The 16,721-nt window shown below is 41.1% G+C and carries 16 protein-coding genes and 1 riboswitch; of the genes, 15 read left to right on the top strand and 1 reads right to left on the bottom strand.

Annotated features, from left to right (window positions below; genetic code table 11):
- The first annotated feature begins 102 nt into the window (after positions 1-102).
- From KHB02_RS19860 to KHB02_RS19820, 9 genes are all read left to right on the top strand, one after another.
- Positions 103-510 carry a DUF350 domain-containing protein gene (locus tag KHB02_RS19860; RefSeq protein ID WP_213144655.1) on the top strand — a complete coding sequence of 136 codons (408 nt, stop codon included), beginning with the start codon at positions 103-105 and terminating at the stop codon, positions 508-510.
- 340 nt (positions 511-850) lie between these two features.
- Positions 851-2,557 (top strand): AMP-binding protein, encoded by a 1,707-nt coding sequence (locus KHB02_RS19855; protein WP_213144656.1) that lies wholly within the window; start codon positions 851-853, stop codon positions 2,555-2,557.
- A 163-nt stretch (positions 2,558-2,720) separates the two neighbouring features.
- Positions 2,721-3,305: a TetR/AcrR family transcriptional regulator gene (locus tag KHB02_RS19850; protein WP_213144657.1), complete on the top strand. Its 585-nt coding sequence runs from the start codon at positions 2,721-2,723 to the stop codon at positions 3,303-3,305.
- Positions 3,306-3,329: 24 nt separating this feature from the next.
- Positions 3,330-4,103 (top strand): enoyl-CoA hydratase, encoded by a 774-nt coding sequence (locus KHB02_RS19845; protein ID WP_213144658.1) that lies wholly within the window; start codon positions 3,330-3,332, stop codon positions 4,101-4,103.
- Positions 4,104-4,216: 113 nt separating this feature from the next.
- Positions 4,217-4,990, top strand: coding sequence for an electron transfer flavoprotein subunit beta/FixA family protein (locus tag KHB02_RS19840; RefSeq protein ID WP_213144659.1), 774 nt, complete (start codon positions 4,217-4,219; stop codon positions 4,988-4,990).
- Positions 4,991-5,031: 41 nt separating this feature from the next.
- Positions 5,032-6,009 (top strand): electron transfer flavoprotein subunit alpha/FixB family protein, encoded by a 978-nt coding sequence (locus KHB02_RS19835; protein ID WP_213144660.1) that lies wholly within the window; start codon positions 5,032-5,034, stop codon positions 6,007-6,009.
- 169 nt (positions 6,010-6,178) lie between these two features.
- Positions 6,179-6,493, top strand: a complete 315-nt coding sequence (gene trxA / locus KHB02_RS19830; protein WP_213144661.1) for a thioredoxin — start codon at positions 6,179-6,181, stop codon at positions 6,491-6,493.
- A gap of 138 nt (positions 6,494-6,631) precedes the next feature.
- Positions 6,632-8,407, top strand: coding sequence for an excinuclease ABC subunit UvrC (uvrC, locus tag KHB02_RS19825; RefSeq protein WP_213144662.1), 1,776 nt, complete (start codon positions 6,632-6,634; stop codon positions 8,405-8,407).
- 66 nt (positions 8,408-8,473) lie between these two features.
- Positions 8,474-8,651, top strand: a riboswitch (Lysine riboswitch).
- A gap of 103 nt (positions 8,652-8,754) precedes the next feature.
- The gene (locus KHB02_RS19820) at positions 8,755-9,972 is read left to right on the top strand and encodes an aspartate kinase (RefSeq protein ID WP_213144663.1); all 1,218 of its coding nucleotides are present in this window, start codon (positions 8,755-8,757) and stop codon (positions 9,970-9,972) included.
- A gap of 96 nt (positions 9,973-10,068) precedes the next feature.
- Here KHB02_RS19820 and KHB02_RS19815 read toward each other — a convergent pair whose 3' ends face one another.
- Positions 10,069-10,512 (bottom strand): YslB family protein, encoded by a 444-nt coding sequence (locus KHB02_RS19815; protein ID WP_213144664.1) that lies wholly within the window; start codon positions 10,510-10,512, stop codon positions 10,069-10,071.
- Positions 10,513-10,932: 420 nt separating this feature from the next.
- Here KHB02_RS19815 and KHB02_RS19810 point away from each other — a divergent pair, with 420 nt between their 5' ends.
- From KHB02_RS19810 to hmpA, 6 genes are all read left to right on the top strand, one after another.
- On the top strand, positions 10,933-11,541 hold the full coding sequence (locus KHB02_RS19810) for a succinate dehydrogenase cytochrome b558 subunit (protein WP_213144665.1): 609 nt from the start codon (positions 10,933-10,935) through the stop codon (positions 11,539-11,541).
- Between the two features lie 59 nt (positions 11,542-11,600).
- Positions 11,601-13,352 (top strand): succinate dehydrogenase flavoprotein subunit, encoded by a 1,752-nt coding sequence (gene sdhA / locus KHB02_RS19805; RefSeq protein ID WP_213119970.1) that lies wholly within the window; start codon positions 11,601-11,603, stop codon positions 13,350-13,352.
- A gap of 21 nt (positions 13,353-13,373) precedes the next feature.
- Complete coding sequence (gene sdhB / locus KHB02_RS19800; protein ID WP_213144666.1) at positions 13,374-14,135, top strand: succinate dehydrogenase iron-sulfur subunit; 762 nt, start codon at positions 13,374-13,376, stop codon at positions 14,133-14,135.
- 126 nt (positions 14,136-14,261) lie between these two features.
- Positions 14,262-14,861 (top strand): class D sortase, encoded by a 600-nt coding sequence (locus KHB02_RS19795; protein ID WP_277398314.1) that lies wholly within the window; start codon positions 14,262-14,264, stop codon positions 14,859-14,861.
- A gap of 175 nt (positions 14,862-15,036) precedes the next feature.
- Entirely contained in the window at positions 15,037-15,261 is a 225-nt protein-coding gene (gene gerE, locus KHB02_RS19790; RefSeq protein WP_019154738.1) for a spore germination transcription factor GerE, read from the top strand.
- 144 nt (positions 15,262-15,405) lie between these two features.
- Positions 15,406-16,695: an NO-inducible flavohemoprotein gene (hmpA, locus tag KHB02_RS19785; protein WP_213144667.1), complete on the top strand. Its 1,290-nt coding sequence runs from the start codon at positions 15,406-15,408 to the stop codon at positions 16,693-16,695.
- Positions 16,696-16,721: the final 26 nt, after the last annotated feature.

Below are 16,721 nucleotides of genomic sequence, written 5' to 3'. Positions count from 1 at the left end.
ATTGACAAGTCCGTTAGGACGAAGGCAGAGGAGTAGTTGAATTTATGCGTTCGGAATTTGAAAAAATTCCGATTAGCAAATAGATTCAGGGGAGAGTAGGCAATGGACCAGTTCTGGGAAAACGAATATATTCAAATAGCGGCCTATTACAGTGTTGTCATTTTATGTATGATTGTATTTTTAGCCATTTTCGAAATGGTTACGAAATACAAAAATTGGGATGAAATAAAGAAGGGAAATTTGGCTGTGGCAATGGCAACCGGCGGAAAAATTTTTGGCGTTGCCAATATTTTTAGACATACCATTGAAGACCACAGTTCATTGCTTTCCATGATTGGCTGGGGCATATACGGCTTTGTACTGCTGCTGGCCGGTTACTTTATCTTTGAATTTTTAACTCCAAAGTTTAAAATTGATGAAGAAATTCAAAATGATAATCGGGCTGTAGGCTTGATTTCGATGATTATTTCCATTGGGCTATCCTATGTCATCGGGGCAGGAATATCATAAGGGGAGAGAGTTTGTGGAAACATTAGCAAAAGTACTAATAGGATTATGCGGACTATTCGTGGTGCTGGGCGTTATCTATCTCTTATTTTAAATATAAGGAAAATCACCGTGTGAAATTATTGCACGGTGATTTTTTATTTTATAAACATAATGATTACGAAAAAAATCATGAATTTGAAACGTGAATAGACTAGATAAACTATTGCTTATTTAGTTGATAGACAAAAGGTAGTAATTATTTCAAGATATGGAAATGGAAATTGTTTATTGTAAAAATTTGTTCTATAATAGGTTTAGATGTTAGAATTTTCACAATTTAATAAACGTAAGGGGGCATATTATGTCGGAGTTAAAACCGTGGTTGAAAAATTATCCTAAAGAAGTACCTGCCACACTGGAATACTCCACAGAACCAGTACACAAATACTTGGAAGTAACAGCCAAGAAGTTTCCGGATAAAGTGGCACTCCACTTTATGGGGAAGGAGCTTACCTTTAAACAGCTCTATGAAGATGCCCAAAGCTTTGCCGGCTATCTGCAGGCAAATCTTGGAGTTCAAAAGGGTGACCGTGTTGCAATTATGCTTCCGAATAGCCCGCAAAACGTTATCTGCTTCTTCGGAATTCTGATCGCCGGCGGGGTAGTCGTGGAAACCAATCCATTATACACAGAACGAGAGCTTGAACACCAAATGAATGATTCTGGCGCAAAGGTCATTGTCACAATGGATATCCTTTATCCGCGCGTCGCAAAAGTAATGCCGCACACTGCTTTAAAACATATCATTGTTACCGCTATCAAAGATTTCCTCCCATTTCCTAAAAACTTAGTTTACCCTTACATCCAGAAAAAACAATACGGAATTGTTGTAAATGTAAAACATGAGGGCAGCACCCATTTGCTGACAGAGGTTTTAAAACAAAAGAAGAAAAAATTAATGGAATATGACTTCGATATTGATGAGGATATTGCCTTGCTTCAATATACCGGTGGAACGACCGGCGTGGCCAAAGGGGTCATGCTAACCCATAAAAATGTTAATGCCAATACCACGATGAACCAGGCCTGGGTCTTTAAAGTCCAGCCAGCAAAAGAAGTCATCTTGGGAATATTGCCGTTCTTCCATGTCTTTGGCTTAACCACAGTTATGATTCTGTCCGTAAAGATGGCCGCTAAATTAATTTTAATGCCTAAATTTGATGCGCTTGAGACGTTGAAAGCAATACAAAAACACCGAGTAACGCTTTTTCCGGGAGCACCAACGATTTTTATCGGCCTGTTAAAACATCCAGATTTGAAAAAATATGATTTATCCTCAATTGAGGCATGTATCAGCGGCTCGGCTCCGCTTCCGCATGAAGTCCAGGAAAGATTTGAGGCTATTACAGGTGGTAAGCTTGTCGAGGGCTATGGTCTTTCAGAAGCATCACCAGTTACTCACTCCAACTTCTTATGGGGGGCAGTAAGAGTTAAGGGCAGCATCGGCGTTCCGTATCCTGATACGGATTCCAAAATTGTATCTTCTGAAACGGGAGAAGAGATGCCTGCTGGAGAAATTGGCGAACTGATCATTAAAGGTCCGCAGGTAATGAAGGGATACTGGAATCGTCCCGAGGAGACAGCGCAAACAATAAAAGACGGCTGGCTGTATACAGGTGATCTGGGATACATGGATGAAAACGGTTATTTTTATGTGGTTGACCGGAAGAAAGACATGATTATCGCCGGCGGATTTAATATTTATCCGCGCGAAATAGAAGAAGTTTTATATGAACATCCCGATGTCGTCGAAGCAGTCGTCGCGGGTGTGCCTGACCCTTATCGGGGTGAAACGGTTAAGGCGTACATTGTTTTAAAAGAGGGCGCAACGGTTACCGCAGAGGAAATGAACAAGTTTGCCAGAAAATTTCTTACTGCTTATAAAGTGCCAAGACTTTACGAATTCAGAAGAGAACTTCCGAAAACCGCTGTAGGAAAAATACTGCGAAGAATACTGGTCGATGAGGAAATTCAAAAACTGGAAGAAGAGGCTAAAAAGCACGCATAACTTGCCAAATATTAATTTTTAAAATATTATGAAGAAAGTAGCTTGTCTTTCTTGACAGAAAGATATATAAAATCTATTATAAAAATATGAATGATTATTCATTCATATTTTTCTTTTTAATTTTGATTGGTTTGTAAATTTTTCTTCAAAGGGGGGAACGTAAGTGAAAAAAATGAAACCAAAATACATGCAAATTATCGATGCTGCAGTGATTGTCATCGCTGAAAACGGCTACCACCAAGCCCAGGTTGCAAAGATTGCCAAGCAAGCAGGAGTGGCTGATGGCACGATTTATTTGTATTTTAAAAACAAAGAAGACATCCTTATCTCACTCTTTGAAGAAAAAATGGGTAGTTTTGTTGAAAAAATAGATGAAGAAATTGCAGGAAAAAAGACAGCGGCAGAGAAATTATTAGTGTTGGTTGAAACTCATTTTCAGCTTCTATCGGAAGACCATCATATGGCAATCGTCACACAGCTGGAATTACGCCAATCCAATAAGGAATTGCGGATGCGGATCAATAATGTTCTGAAAGGCTACTTGCAGGTGATCGACAAGATTATCATTGAAGGCATAGAAACTGGTGAGTTCTCAGAAACCCTGGATGTTCGACTGGTCCGGCAAATGGTCTTCGGCACCATTGATGAAATCGTTACTTCATGGGTGTTGAACGAGGAGAAGTTTAATTTAACAGCGCTTGCACCTAAAGTCCATCGTCTTTTAATCAACGGGTTTGCAGGCTGCTAGATCACAAATTAGAGGAGGGATACTATGGAATATTTAAAATGGTCAGTGGAGGACTCCATCGCAACCATTACGTTGCAGCGTCCTCCGGCAAATGCGCTTTCATCAGGCCTTTTACGGGAATTAACCGCAGCACTAGATGAAATTGAACCAAGCCGCGAGATTAGAGCAGTTGTCATCCATGGTGAAGGCCGCTTTTTCTCGGCAGGTGCCGATATTAAAGAATTTACAACAGTAAGTTCTTCAGAAGGTTTTTCAAATCTTGGCAAATTTGGACAAGATTTGTTTGACCGGATGGAGAAGTTTCCAAAACCTATTATTGCCGCAATCCATGGTGCAGCACTAGGCGGCGGGCTTGAACTGGCAATGTCATGCCATATCCGTCTTGTTAGTGAAACCGCGAAACTAGGTCTTCCTGAATTGCAGCTTGGGATCATTCCAGGCTTTGCTGGTACCCAGCGTCTGCCAAAATATGTTGGAACAGCAAGAGCGGCGGAGATGATGTTAACCTCCGAGCCAATCACTGGATTGGAAGCGGTTCAATATGGGCTTGCTAACCATGCTTATCCGGAAAATGAAGTCTTAGAACAAGCCTATAAACTTGCAGGAAAAATTGCCAAGAAGAGCCCTGGCTCTGTCAAAGCCGCTATTGAACTATTAAACTATTCAAAAACAAAAGAATTTTATGAAGGTGTAAAGCGGGAATCAGAACTTTTTGGTGAAGTATTTGTTTCAAAAGATGCCAAAGAAGGCATTCAAGCTTTTATTGAAAAAAGAGAACCTCATTTTAAAGGTGAATAAACTTTCCTAGTCCTCCGAGCGAGTGCTCGCTAGGAAGCTTATTATATTTTTTTACAAAAAATTTTTTCAATCTTTCAAACTAAACAAATGTTTGAATATTTAGGAGGGTAACCATGAACATTTTTGTATTAATGAAAAGAACCTTTGATACAGAGGAAAAGATTGCGATTTCCGGCGGCAAAATCAATGAAGATGGTGCTGAATTCATCATTAACCCTTATGATGAATACGCCATTGAAGAAGCGATTCAGGTCCGTGATGCAAACGGCGGCGAAGTAACCGTTATTTCTGTCGGCAACGAAGAAGCTGAAAAGCAATTGCGTACTGCGCTTGCCATGGGTGCAGATAAGGCTGTTCTCATCAATACTGAAGATGACGTTGAAAATGGCGACCAATTTACAACTGCCAAAATTCTTGCTGAATACTTAAAAGATAAAAATGCTGACTTAATCCTTGGCGGAAATGTTGCCATTGACGGCGGATCTGGCCAGGTTGGACCGCGTGTGGCTGAACTTCTAAACATTCCTTACGTAACCACGATTACAAAGCTTGAAATCGATGGAACAAAGGCAACTGTTACTCGTGACGTTGAAGGGGATTCTGAAGTAATTGAAACAAGCCTTCCGCTTTTAGTAACTGCTCAGCAAGGCTTGAACGAGCCGCGCTATCCATCATTGCCTGGGATCATGAAGGCAAAGAAAAAGCCTCTTGATGAGCTGGAATTAGATGATCTTGATCTTGAAGAAGATGATGTGGAAGCTAAAACAAAAACAATTGAAATTTACCTGCCGCCAAAGAAAGAAGCAGGCAAGGTTTTATCTGGCGATTTAGCCGACCAAGTAAAAGAACTTGTTCAACTGCTCCACACTGAAGCAAAAGTAGTCTAATCGGTTTATCATAAAAATTGATTTGCAGGAGGTAAACACTAATGTCTAAAAAAGTATTAGTTTTAGGAGAAGTTCGCGACGGATCCTTACGTAATGTATCTTTTGAAGCAGTTGCTGCAGCTAAAACTGTTGCTGAAGGCGGAGAAGTAGTAGGAGTATTGCTTGGAGAAGCAGTACAAAGCCTTGGTGCAGAATTAATTCAATCCGGTGCAGACCGCGTCGTTGTTGTTGAAAACGAAAAATTAAAGCAGTATACATCAGATGGCTATTCTCAAGCACTATTAGCTGTCATTGACCAAGAAAAGCCAGAAGGTCTTGTTTTCGGTCATACAGCACTTGGAAAAGACCTTTCTCCAAGAATTGCTGCTAAGCTTTCATCAGGTCTAATTTCTGATGCTACAGCTGTTGAAGTGGCTGGAGGAAACGTTGTCTTTACACGACCAATCTATTCCGGTAAAGCATTCGAAAAGAAAATTGTGACTGACGGTTTAATCTTTGCTACTGTTCGTCCAAATAACATTGCTCCACTACAAAAAGATGAGTCAAGAAGCGGTGAAGTTTCTTCCCTTTCTGTGGAAATCAAAGACCTTCGCGCCATCGTTAAAGAGGTAGTCAGAAAAGCTACTGAAGGTGTAGACCTGAGCGAAGCAAAAGTCGTTATTTCCGGCGGACGCGGCGTGAAGAGCGCGGAAGGCTTTGCACCTCTAAAAGAATTGGCTGCTGTATTAGGTGGAGCAATTGGAGCTTCCCGCGGTGCATGTGACGCTGAATACTGTGATTACTCCCTGCAAATTGGCCAAACTGGTAAGGTTGTAACTCCAGACCTATACATTGCCTGCGGTATTTCCGGCGCTATCCAGCATCTTGCAGGTATGTCCAACTCTAAAGTTATTGTAGCCATTAACAAAGATCCTGAAGCAAACATCTTCAAAGTGGCAGACTACGGTATCGTTGGTGACTTGTTCGAAGTTGTTCCACTTTTAACTGAAGAGTTTAAAAAGCTTAAAGTTCATTCATAATAATTTATGAGGGCGAGCGGGATGTTCCGCTCGCCTTTATCATGAGTTTGCATAGAATACTTACTAGGCAAAATGGGAAAATTACCTGCGAAACAGATTATTAGCGTGATTTTCCAAACGATGTTATACTTTCGTTAGATTTAAGTAATAATTAGGGAGGCAATGAAAAATGGCTATTGCACACGTAACAGATCAAAACTTTACGGCTGAAACAGGTTCAGGTCTTGTTCTTGTAGATTTCTGGGCACCATGGTGCGGACCTTGCAAAATGATTGCGCCAGTTTTAGAAGAGCTTGATGCTGAAATGGGAGATAAAGTAAAAATTACGAAACTTGATGTGGATGAAAATCCGCAGACAGCTTCTAATTTTGGAGTAATGAGCATTCCAACTTTACTAGTGTTGAAAAACGGTGAAGTTGTTGATAAAACTGTCGGCTTCCAACCAAAAGAAGCTTTAGCAGGGTTACTACAAAAACATCTATAATCTTCAAAACAAAGAAACCTTAACCGGAATATCGGTTAAGGTTTTTTTATTTCTAGAGACTCCCACTTTAATTTACCTGCAGATTGTTTTAAAATTTATAAGTATATGATTAAAACGGCAGAGAGGAGAGCGGCCGGAATGAATGAAACCATTAAACAAAAGTTAACGCTGCTGCCGGATCAACCCGGCTGCTACTTGATGAAGGATCGTCAAGGATCGATTATCTACGTTGGTAAGGCGAAAGTATTAAAGAACCGTGTCCGGTCTTATTTTACCGGTTCGCATGATGGGAAAACACTTCGCTTGGTAAATGAGATTGAAGACTTTGAGTATATCGTGACCTCATCCAATATCGAAGCACTTCTGCTTGAATTAAATTTAATAAAAAAATATGACCCAAAATATAATGTCATGCTTAGGGATGATAAGACTTATCCATTTATTAAGCTGACTGCAGAAAGACACCCAAAGCTAATTATTACAAGAAAAGTAAAAAAGGATAAAGGTAAGTATTTTGGTCCATATCCCAACGTAGGCGCGGCCAACGAAACAAAGAAACTGCTTGACCGGATTTACCCGCTCCGCAAATGTTCTACGCTTCCTGACCGAGTTTGCCTCTATTATCACTTGGGGCAGTGCCTGGCGCCTTGCGTAAATGAGGTTTCTGAAGAACAGTATAAACAAATGACCGATGAAATTACCCGCTTTTTAAATGGCGGTTATAATGAAATAAAAAAGGACCTAACTGAAAAAATGCAGGCTGCCGCGGAAGAGCTTGATTTTGAAAGAGCAAAGGAATTCCGTGACAAAATCATTCATATTGAAACAATCATGGAAAAACAAAAGATCACGATGACTGATTTTACTGACCGTGATGTATTCGGCTATGCCGTTGACAAAGGCTGGATGTGTGTTCAAGTATTTTTTGTGCGCCAAGGGAAGCTGATTGAACGAGACGTTTCGATGTTCCCTATCTATAATGAGCCGGAAGAAGAAATCCTTACCTTCCTCGGCCAATTTTATCAAAAGACGAACCATTTTAAACCGAAGGAAATTCTCATCCAGGACGATGTGGATTTGCAGATGGCAGAGCAGTTATTGGAAGTAAAAGTCATTAAGCCGCAGCGGGGCCAGAAAAAGGACCTTGTCAAAATGGCAATTAAAAATGCGAAAATCGCCTTGAATGAGAAGTTCTCTCTTATTGAAAAAGATGAGGAAAGAACGATCAAAGCCGTTGAAAACCTTGGAGAAATGCTTGGCATATATACGCCTCACCGGATCGAGGCATTTGATAACTCTAACATTCAAGGGACAGACCCGGTGTCAGCGATGATTGTTTTTACAGACGGGAAAGCAAACAAGCGGGAATATCGGAAATATAAAATTAAGTCTGTTGAAGGCCCGGATGATTATGAATCGATGAGAGAGGTAACGAGACGAAGATACTCGAGGGCTCTAAAGGAAGAGCTTCCGCTGCCTGATTTGATCATCATTGACGGTGGAAAGGGACATGTGGAAGCTGTCCGTGATGTACTAGAAAATGAATTGGGGCTGGACATTCCTCTTGCTGGACTGGTCAAGGATGAGAAGCACCGCACATCACAGCTTATGTATGGGAATCCATTGGAAATTGTAGCGCTTGCCCGCAATAGCCAGGAATTTTATTTACTCCAGCGAATCCAGGATGAAGTTCACCGCTTTGCGATTACCTTCCACCGGCAGACACGCGGTAAAACTGCATTCCAATCCTTACTTGACGACATTCCTGGGATTGGCGAAAAACGCAAGAAGCAGCTATTAAAGGAATTTGGCTCCGTTAAGAAAATGAGAGAGGCAACCCTTGAGGAATTTAGAGAGATTGGCATCCCCCAAAATGTGGCAGAAGAATTAATAAAAAAACTTCAGTCACAGTAATTGTCACTCTAGTATTACTATGCTATAATGAATAAAAATTTAATAGACTATCACTTTTATAAGTAAAGTGAAGGTAGAGGTGCGAGCTTCAAGAGTAAAGGCCCGGAGAAGGATGAGCTTCAACGATGGGCTTTGAAAGGGAATGTTCGCCGAAGTTGGGAAACACTCATTATTTTCCTTGCTGGTTCGTCATTGAAAAAATGCCGGATTGTCAAGACTGTTGTCTTGGAGCGCTATCTTTCATTGTCTACTAACGCGAAAATGTTAATTTTGTGTTTTCAAAGCAATGGGATATGCTCCCATTGCTTTTTATTTTTTTACAAGAATGACTGAGAGAAGGGGAAGACATGGGCTTAATAGTACAGAAATTTGGCGGAACCTCCGTTGGCAGCATTGAAAAAATTCTAAATGTCGCAGAATGTGTGCGGGGGGAAAAGGAACGTGGAAACCAAGTAGTGGTCGTTGTTTCGGCGATGGGAAAATCAACGGACCAGCTTGTTAATATGGCAAAGGAAATATCAGAGCAGCCGAATAAGCGGGAAATGGATATGCTGCTCTCAACAGGTGAGCAAGTAACGATCGCATTGCTTTCAATGGCCTTAAACCAAAAAGGACTGGAGGCTGTTTCCTTTACAGGCTGGCAGGCTGGAATTATGACAGAGCCTGTTCACGGCAATGCGAGGATTTCGAAAATAAACACTGATGCTGTTCAAAACCAGCTTGATGCTGGAAAAGTCGTCATTGTGGCCGGATTCCAAGGGGTTACTGAAGACGGGGAAATCACTACGCTCGGACGCGGGGGTTCTGATACAACTGCCGTTGCGTTGGCGGCTGCGCTAAATGCGGATAAATGTGATATTTATACCGATGTAACCGGGGTATTTACAACGGATCCCCGTTATGTCAAGAACGCTCGGAAATTATTATCAGTATCGTATGATGAAATGCTTGAACTGGCCAATCTGGGTGCGGGAGTTCTACATCCAAGAGCGGTCGAGTTTGCAAAAAATTATAATGTAAGGCTTGAGGTCCGCTCTAGCATGGAGAAGGTTGAAGGAACTGTAATTGAGGGGGAAGCAACGATGGAACAAAATTTAGTCGTACGCGGAGTCGCGTTTGAAGATGGAATTACACGGGTTACTGTTTTAGGGCTTAGAAATTCATTAACAAGCTTATCAACTATTTTTACGACATTGGCCAAAAATCACATTAACGTGGATATTATTATTCAAAGCACAACAGATGAGGGCGCAGCCAATCTCTCCTTTTCCATCCATACCGATGATTGGATCCCAACCTTAAATGTGCTGGAAAACAATAAAGAAATACTTGCCTATGACCAGCTTGATGCAGAGAATAAACTGGCAAAGGTATCAATTGTTGGTTCCGGAATGATTTCTAATCCTGGTGTGGCTGCGAAAATGTTTGAGGTTCTTGCGAACAGCAATATTCCTGTAAAGATGGTCAGCACCTCAGAAATCAAAGTATCAGCTGTAGTAGAAGAAAAAAATATGCTCAAAGCAGTAGAAGCCCTGCACGAAGCATTTGAACTTGGGCAAAATTAAATGAAAATTCGCCGATTGGCGAGTCCGGCTGGACGGTTCATGAGGCGTAGTTGAATTTATGCCTTAAGAAAAGGGGGGCTTTTCCCCCCCTTTCTTTTAGTCTTTATCCCATTTGACGGTGAAGCAAACTTTGTTCGATTTTTTGACCGGGTGTTCGAAGGTTTCCACAATAGCCCCTTTTTGGACTTCGATTTGCTGAGCTAGAAAGCCGGCTTCAAGTTGAAAGAAGTTTTCCGCTTTTGATTTAACACGCGATACAATCATTGGACTTGCCAACTCGAATTCCAGCTCATTTTTTGTTTCCTTCTTAATTTCTAACTCACCCCATGAAGCTTTTGCAAAAAAATCTATCAGGCTTTCGTAGCTTTCCAAAGGATATTTTCGAGCGAGACGTTTCCCTGCCCAGTAAAGAATTTCAGGAGTGTCCTTGCCGAAAATCTCAGGGAGAAGAACTTCTCTAATTAATTCATAGCCAAATATAGAGACTGTCCTTGGTTCAGGCGTTTGTAGATCTTGGTCCATTACTGCACTATCTTTCATTTACTTCCCCTCTTTCTATCATTCTATTATATACAAATCGAGTTCTGTTTCAGTACAGTTTTCTAATAATGTAAAGAAGTCGCAAAGAAATTTATTATTTTACAATATATGTTCTTATTTCTTATCATAATTATCGTTTCCGATATAGGAAAAAAATTCTCCCGTAAGATGTTGGTAATTACAAGTAAAAATAAAGCGCTTACAAAACGATGACATGCTGAAATTCATATCTATCATAATATCAATATATTATAAAAATTTTAGTTTTCAACGCTTTTTTATGTATCCGTTTCCTTGACGCTCTATGATGTTGGGAGTAAAATGGACATGTCACATAATTGTCACAGTGATGCTAGGTTATATTAATGAAGGAAGTTAAAACTTAACATCATTTTTTAAAATTTAAAAGGGGGTAAATCAATGGCGGGGAATCGCGAATTTTTCAATCGGAGACTGCACTCGTTGCTTGGGGTTATCCCAATCGGGGTATTCATTGTTCAGCACCTGATTGTCAACCACTTTGCAACAGAAGGAGTGGAATCCTTCAACAAGGCAGCAAATTTCATGGGGACACTTCCGTTCCGTATTGTCCTTGAAACAGTAGTAATTTATTTACCTTTGCTGTTCCATGCAATCTATGGTCTGTACATTGCATTTACAGCAAAAAACAATGTTTCAAGATTTGGTTTCTTTAGAAACTGGATGTTCCTGCTTCAGCGTGTATCAGGGGTAATCACTCTTATTTTTATCGCATGGCATGTGTGGGAAACACGTATTGCCGCTGCATTTGGTGCTGAGGTTAACTTCCAAATGATGCATGATATTCTTTCTTCACCAGTCATGTTTGCATTTTATGTAATTGGTATTATTTCAGCTATTTTCCACTTTGCGAACGGATTATGGTCTTTCATGGTAAGCTGGGGTATTACGCAATCCCCACGGTCACAAACTATTGCTACATATTTTACGATGGTAGTTTTCGTACTTCTATCTATCGTAGCCGTTCAAACTCTATTAGCTTTTGTTTGATAAATTAATGATTTCTTGATTGGAAAAATATTGGATTTGGATTAAGGGAGTGAGTCACGATGAGTAAAGGTAAGGTGATCATTGTCGGTGGCGGATTGGCCGGCTTGATGGCAACTATTAAAGTTGCAGAACACGGAACTCCTGTAGAATTATTTTCTCTTGTTCCTGTTAAACGCTCTCACTCTGTTTGTGCCCAAGGCGGTATTAATGGAGCAGTAAATACTAAAGGTGAAGGGGATTCCCCATGGATTCACTTTGATGATACGGTTTACGGCGGAGATTTCTTGGCTAACCAGCCTCCGGTTAAGGCTATGTGTGATGCCGCGCCTGGTATTATCAATTTATTTGACCGGATGGGTGTTATGTTTAACCGTACTCCAGAAGGCTTATTAGACTTCCGCCGTTTCGGGGGAACTCAACACCACAGAACTGCATTTGCAGGTGCAACAACTGGTCAGCAGCTTTTATATGCATTAGATGAGCAGGTTCGCCGCCACGAGGTAGCAGGGCTTGTTACTAAATATGAAGGTTGGGAGTTTTTAGGTGCAGTCGTTGACGAGGAGGGCGTATGCCGTGGAATCGTTGCCCAAGACTTAAAAACAATGGAAATCAAATCATTCGTTGCGGATGCCGTAATTATGGCAACTGGCGGACCTGGTATTATCTTTGGTAAATCTACAAACTCAGTAATTAACACTGGTTCTGCAGCATCGATTGTTTATCAGCAGGGTGCATATTATGCGAACGGTGAAATGATTCAGATTCACCCAACTGCCATCCCTGGTGACGATAAACTTCGCTTAATGAGTGAATCTGCACGTGGTGAAGGCGGCCGTGTTTGGACATACAAAGACGGAAAGCCTTGGTACTTCCTAGAGGAAAAATATCCTGCATACGGAAACCTGGTACCACGTGATATCGCAACACGTGAAATTTTTGATGTCTGCGTTAATCAAAAATTGGGTGTTAACGGTGAAAACATGGTATTCCTTGACCTATCTCATAAGGATCCTCATGAATTGGATGTTAAACTTGGCGGTATCATTGAAATTTATGAAAAATTCGTTGGTGATGACCCGCGTAAAGTTCCAATGAAAATTTTCCCTGCCGTTCACTATTCAATGGGCGGACTTTGGGTTAATTATGACCAAATGACTAGCATTCCAGGCCTATTTGCTGCTGGAGAATGTGATTATTCTCAGCATGGTGCGAACCGTCTTGGCGCAAACTCACTGCTTTCTGCCGTTTTTGGCGGTATGGTTGCAGGACCAAATGCGGTTAGCTATATTGAAGGACTTGAGAAAAGCTCGGATGCTGTTTCTTCTACTGTCTTTGACCGTCATGTTAAAGAGCAGGAAGAAAAGTGGAACAATATTATGTCATTGGATGGCAATGAAAATGCCTACATTCTTCATAAAGAGCTTGGCGAGTGGATGACTGATAATGTAACAGTTGTTCGTTACAATGACAAACTGTTGAAAACAGACGAAAAGATCCAAGAACTGTTAGAGCGTTACCAAAAAATCAATATTAATGATACATCTAAATGGAGCAACCAAGGAGCAGCCTTTACAAGACAACTGCAAAACATGCTGCAATTGGCTCGCGTAATTACGCTTGGTGCATACAACCGTAATGAAAGCCGCGGCGCCCATTATAAACCTGAATTCCCTGAACGGAATGATGAGGAATTCATGAAGACAACAATGGCTAAGTTTACAGATGCGAAAACTGCCCCAGCTTTCCATTATGAAGATATTGATGTGTCTTTAATTCAACCACGGAAACGCGACTATACTACAAAACACTAAAAGGAAAGGGGAGAAGATAAAATGGCTGAAACTAAGACTGTAAAATTTATTATTCAACGTCAGGATAATGAAAATTCTGCCCCTTATGAGGAAGAATTTGAAGTTCCGTACCGCCCGGGGATGAATGTTATCTCGGCGTTAATGGAAGTTCGGAGAAACCCTGTTAATGCAAAAGGACAAGCTACCAGCCCAATTACTTGGGATATGAACTGTCTTGAAGAGGTTTGTGGTGCATGTTCAATGATTATCAACGGAAAGCCGCGCCAATCCTGTTCGGCGTTAGTCGATCAATTGGAGCAGCCGATCCGCTTAGCTCCAATGCGGACATTCCCTGTTGTGCGCGACCTTCAGGTTGATCGCAGCAGAATGTTTGATGCATTAAAGAGAGTGAAAGCGTGGATTCCAATTGACGGAACCTATGACCTAGGACCAGGACCTCGTATGCCTGAGAATAAACGCCAATGGGCTTACGAGCTTTCCAAGTGTATGACATGTGGTGTCTGCCTAGAGGCATGTCCGAATGTTAACAGTAAATCAAAATTTTTCGGACCGCAGCCATTATCACAGGTTCGTCTTTTTAATGCTCATCCAACAGGTGCGATGAATAAGGCTGAGCGGCTTGAAACCATCATGGGTGAAGGCGGTCTTGAAGGCTGCGGTAACTCACAAAACTGTGTTCAATCCTGTCCAAAAGGTATTCCATTGACTACCTCAATCGCAGCATTGAACCGTGAAACAACATTCCAAGCATTTAGAAACTTCTTCGGCTCCGACCGCGACTAATAATGTTAAAAACCTCCTTTTTACAATGAAAGGGAGGTTTTTTCTTGTCTGGAAATTATAGTCGTTTCTCTGCCCATTTGTTATACTTGAACTAATAGTATGAGCTTTTTGAAAAGGCAGGTATTTATGGTGAAAGCTAAGATTCCAATTCTTATTATATTGGCCGGGCTCATAGTTTTAGGTATCGGATTATGGCAGATTGCAGACACAAAAATGCAAACAAAAGCCTCCCTTCAAGAAGCAAAAAACTTAGTGCGTGAGCAGGCCAAAAAGGTTTCAAGCAATAATCAACCAGGACAGAAACAGGGTGAAAGCAAACCGCCGAATATGGGGGATACAGTCGGTCTATTGGCCATACCGAAGATAAAAGCGGAACTGGCGATCGTGGAAGGGACAAATCCCGATGATTTAGAAAGAGGAATAGGCCACTATAAAGGATCGTATTTTCCCGGCGATAAAGGGCAAATTGTTTTATCGGGACATCGCGATACCGTTTTTCGCCACTTAGGTGAACTGAAAGTAGGCGACTCCTTAAATATGCAAATGCCCTATGGTAACTTCAATTACGAAATAACCCATACGAAAATCGTGAAGTCAGACGATACCAGTATTATCACCTTGCAAAACAAAGAAGAAGAATTAATTCTAACAACATGCTACCCCTTCCGTTACGTCGGAAACGCCCCAAAACGATATATTATATATGCAATGCTAAAGAGCTCATAAAAGAAGGGCTCTTGTCTTTTTTTTAGAAAGTTTTTTTTTGGGAAGTTTTTTCATAAAATTCATATCTAACGAGTAAATATAGTCACTCCCCCTGACCAGTTCACATAAGATATGGTGACTAAATATATACCCACCCCCGGTGCATAACTGGCGAAGGCAAGGAGGGTTACAATACTTGAAGGAGAATGAATATACTCACAAGCCATTACTCACCAAACGAGAAAGAGAAGTATTCGAACTGTTAGTACAGGACAAAACAACAAAAGAAATCGCTAGTGAATTATTTATCAGCGAAAAAACAGTTCGGAATCATATTTCGAATGCCATGCAAAAGCTTGGTGTGAAGGGGCGATCACAGGCAGTTGTAGAACTCCTTCGTATGGGAGAGCTAGAACTTTAAACATGACCGGCATCCTTATGGGACGCCGGTTCATACATTTATATGGACAATTTTTTGTAATAACATAACAATACTTACCTCCTTTATCATCTTCAAGTCAGGAGATACTTTAGTAGTAAGGCTAAAGGAGGTAAGAAATACATTATGTCTAATACGCAAATTAAAGAGAAAAATTCTTGGCAAGAGGTCGTAAAGACGGTAAAAACTCTTGATCCGAATAAGCTTGAAATCATAAAAGCCACACTTCCGATTGTGAAGGATCATGGTGAACAAATAACCAAGCATTTTTATAAGCGTATGTTTAAGCAGCACCCGGAGCTTCTCAATATTTTCAATCAAACGCATCAAATAACAGGTCACCAGCCTAAAGCACTCGCAGATGCTGTTTACGGGGCAGCGGCAAATATTGAAGATTTCAGCCAAATTATGCCCGTTCTCGAGCGAATTGGTGAAAAACATCGAAGCCTGCAAATTAAGCCGGAGCACTATCCGATAGTTGGTGAAAATTTGCTGGGAGCCATCAAAGAAGTATTAGGCGATGCGGCAACACCAGAAATTATTGATGCATGGGCGGATGCATATGGGGTCATCGCAGATGTGTTTATTAGAATGGAAAATAAAATGTATAAAACGGCGGAGACAATGCCTGGCGGCTGGGCCGGCTACCGGAATTTTGTTGTGGAAAAAAAGGTGAAAGAAAGCGACGTCATCACGTCGTTTTACTTAAAGCCGCAAGACGGTAAGGAAATTGCCAGCTATATTCCCGGTCAATACATTACCGTAAAACTGGAGATTCCCGGTGAACAATACACCCATTTACGCCAGTATAGTTTATCAGATCGTCCCGGTCAGAATTATTACCGAATCAGTGTAAAACGGGAAGACCCAAAAGGGGATAACATTCCTGCTGGGATTGTTTCCACCTATTTGCACACTCATGTAAAAGAGGGAGATACGATTCCGATTACCGCACCTGCCGGTGATTTTTATTTAGATTTGGATACGAATCTTCCGCTAGTATTAATTAGCGGTGGGGTTGGTCTTACTCCGATGATGGCCATGTTAAACACAACCGTAAACGAAAGCTCAAATCGGGAAATTTATTATATCCATGCAGCCATAAACAGCCAACTGCATGCCTTCAGAGCCCATGTAAATGACCTGGCAGCTGGACATAAGAATGTCCACTCCTTCGTTATTTATGAAAAACCATCAGAAGATGATAAAGAAATGAAAAATTACGATAAAGAAGGATTTTTTAGCCTGGAGTGGCTGCAGCAAAGTTTACCAACCAAGGATGCCGATTTTTATTTCTGCGGACCGGAGCCTTTCATGAAAGTGGTTAATAAAGCTTTAAAACAATGGGGAGTTCCAGAAGAACGGATCCATTACGAATTTTTTGGCTCCTTTGGAAAGCTGGAAGAGATCGAATAATCCAACTGGCAGGATGAAGCACCTTC

This window comes from Neobacillus citreus, assembly GCF_018343545.2.
GTDB classification, from domain to species: domain Bacteria; phylum Bacillota; class Bacilli; order Bacillales; family Cytobacillaceae; genus Neobacillus; species Neobacillus citreus.
The sequence above is the reverse complement of the archived record's forward strand: the minus strand, read 5'-3'. Positions and strand labels throughout refer to the sequence as shown.

Excerpts from the sequence above, each read along its gene's own strand:
- KHB02_RS19860 (WP_213144655.1), top strand. The coding sequence starts at position 103 with ATGGACCAGTTCTGGGAAAACGAATATATTCAAATAGCGGCCTATTAC.
- KHB02_RS19855 (WP_213144656.1), top strand. The coding sequence starts at position 851 with ATGTCGGAGTTAAAACCGTGGTTGAAAAATTATCCTAAAGAAGTACCT.
- KHB02_RS19845 (WP_213144658.1), top strand. The coding sequence starts at position 3,330 with ATGGAATATTTAAAATGGTCAGTGGAGGACTCCATCGCAACCATTACG.
- KHB02_RS19840 (WP_213144659.1), top strand. The coding sequence starts at position 4,217 with ATGAACATTTTTGTATTAATGAAAAGAACCTTTGATACAGAGGAAAAG.
- KHB02_RS19835 (WP_213144660.1), top strand. The coding sequence starts at position 5,032 with ATGTCTAAAAAAGTATTAGTTTTAGGAGAAGTTCGCGACGGATCCTTA.
- trxA (WP_213144661.1), top strand. The coding sequence starts at position 6,179 with ATGGCTATTGCACACGTAACAGATCAAAACTTTACGGCTGAAACAGGT.
- uvrC (WP_213144662.1), top strand. The coding sequence starts at position 6,632 with ATGAATGAAACCATTAAACAAAAGTTAACGCTGCTGCCGGATCAACCC.
- KHB02_RS19820 (WP_213144663.1), top strand. The coding sequence starts at position 8,755 with ATGGGCTTAATAGTACAGAAATTTGGCGGAACCTCCGTTGGCAGCATT.
- KHB02_RS19815 (WP_213144664.1), bottom strand. The coding sequence starts at position 10,512 with ATGAAAGATAGTGCAGTAATGGACCAAGATCTACAAACGCCTGAACCA.
- KHB02_RS19810 (WP_213144665.1), top strand. The coding sequence starts at position 10,933 with ATGGCGGGGAATCGCGAATTTTTCAATCGGAGACTGCACTCGTTGCTT.
- sdhA (WP_213119970.1), top strand. The coding sequence starts at position 11,601 with ATGAGTAAAGGTAAGGTGATCATTGTCGGTGGCGGATTGGCCGGCTTG.
- sdhB (WP_213144666.1), top strand. The coding sequence starts at position 13,374 with ATGGCTGAAACTAAGACTGTAAAATTTATTATTCAACGTCAGGATAAT.
- KHB02_RS19795 (WP_277398314.1), top strand. The coding sequence starts at position 14,262 with ATGGTGAAAGCTAAGATTCCAATTCTTATTATATTGGCCGGGCTCATA.
- hmpA (WP_213144667.1), top strand. The coding sequence starts at position 15,406 with ATGTCTAATACGCAAATTAAAGAGAAAAATTCTTGGCAAGAGGTCGTA.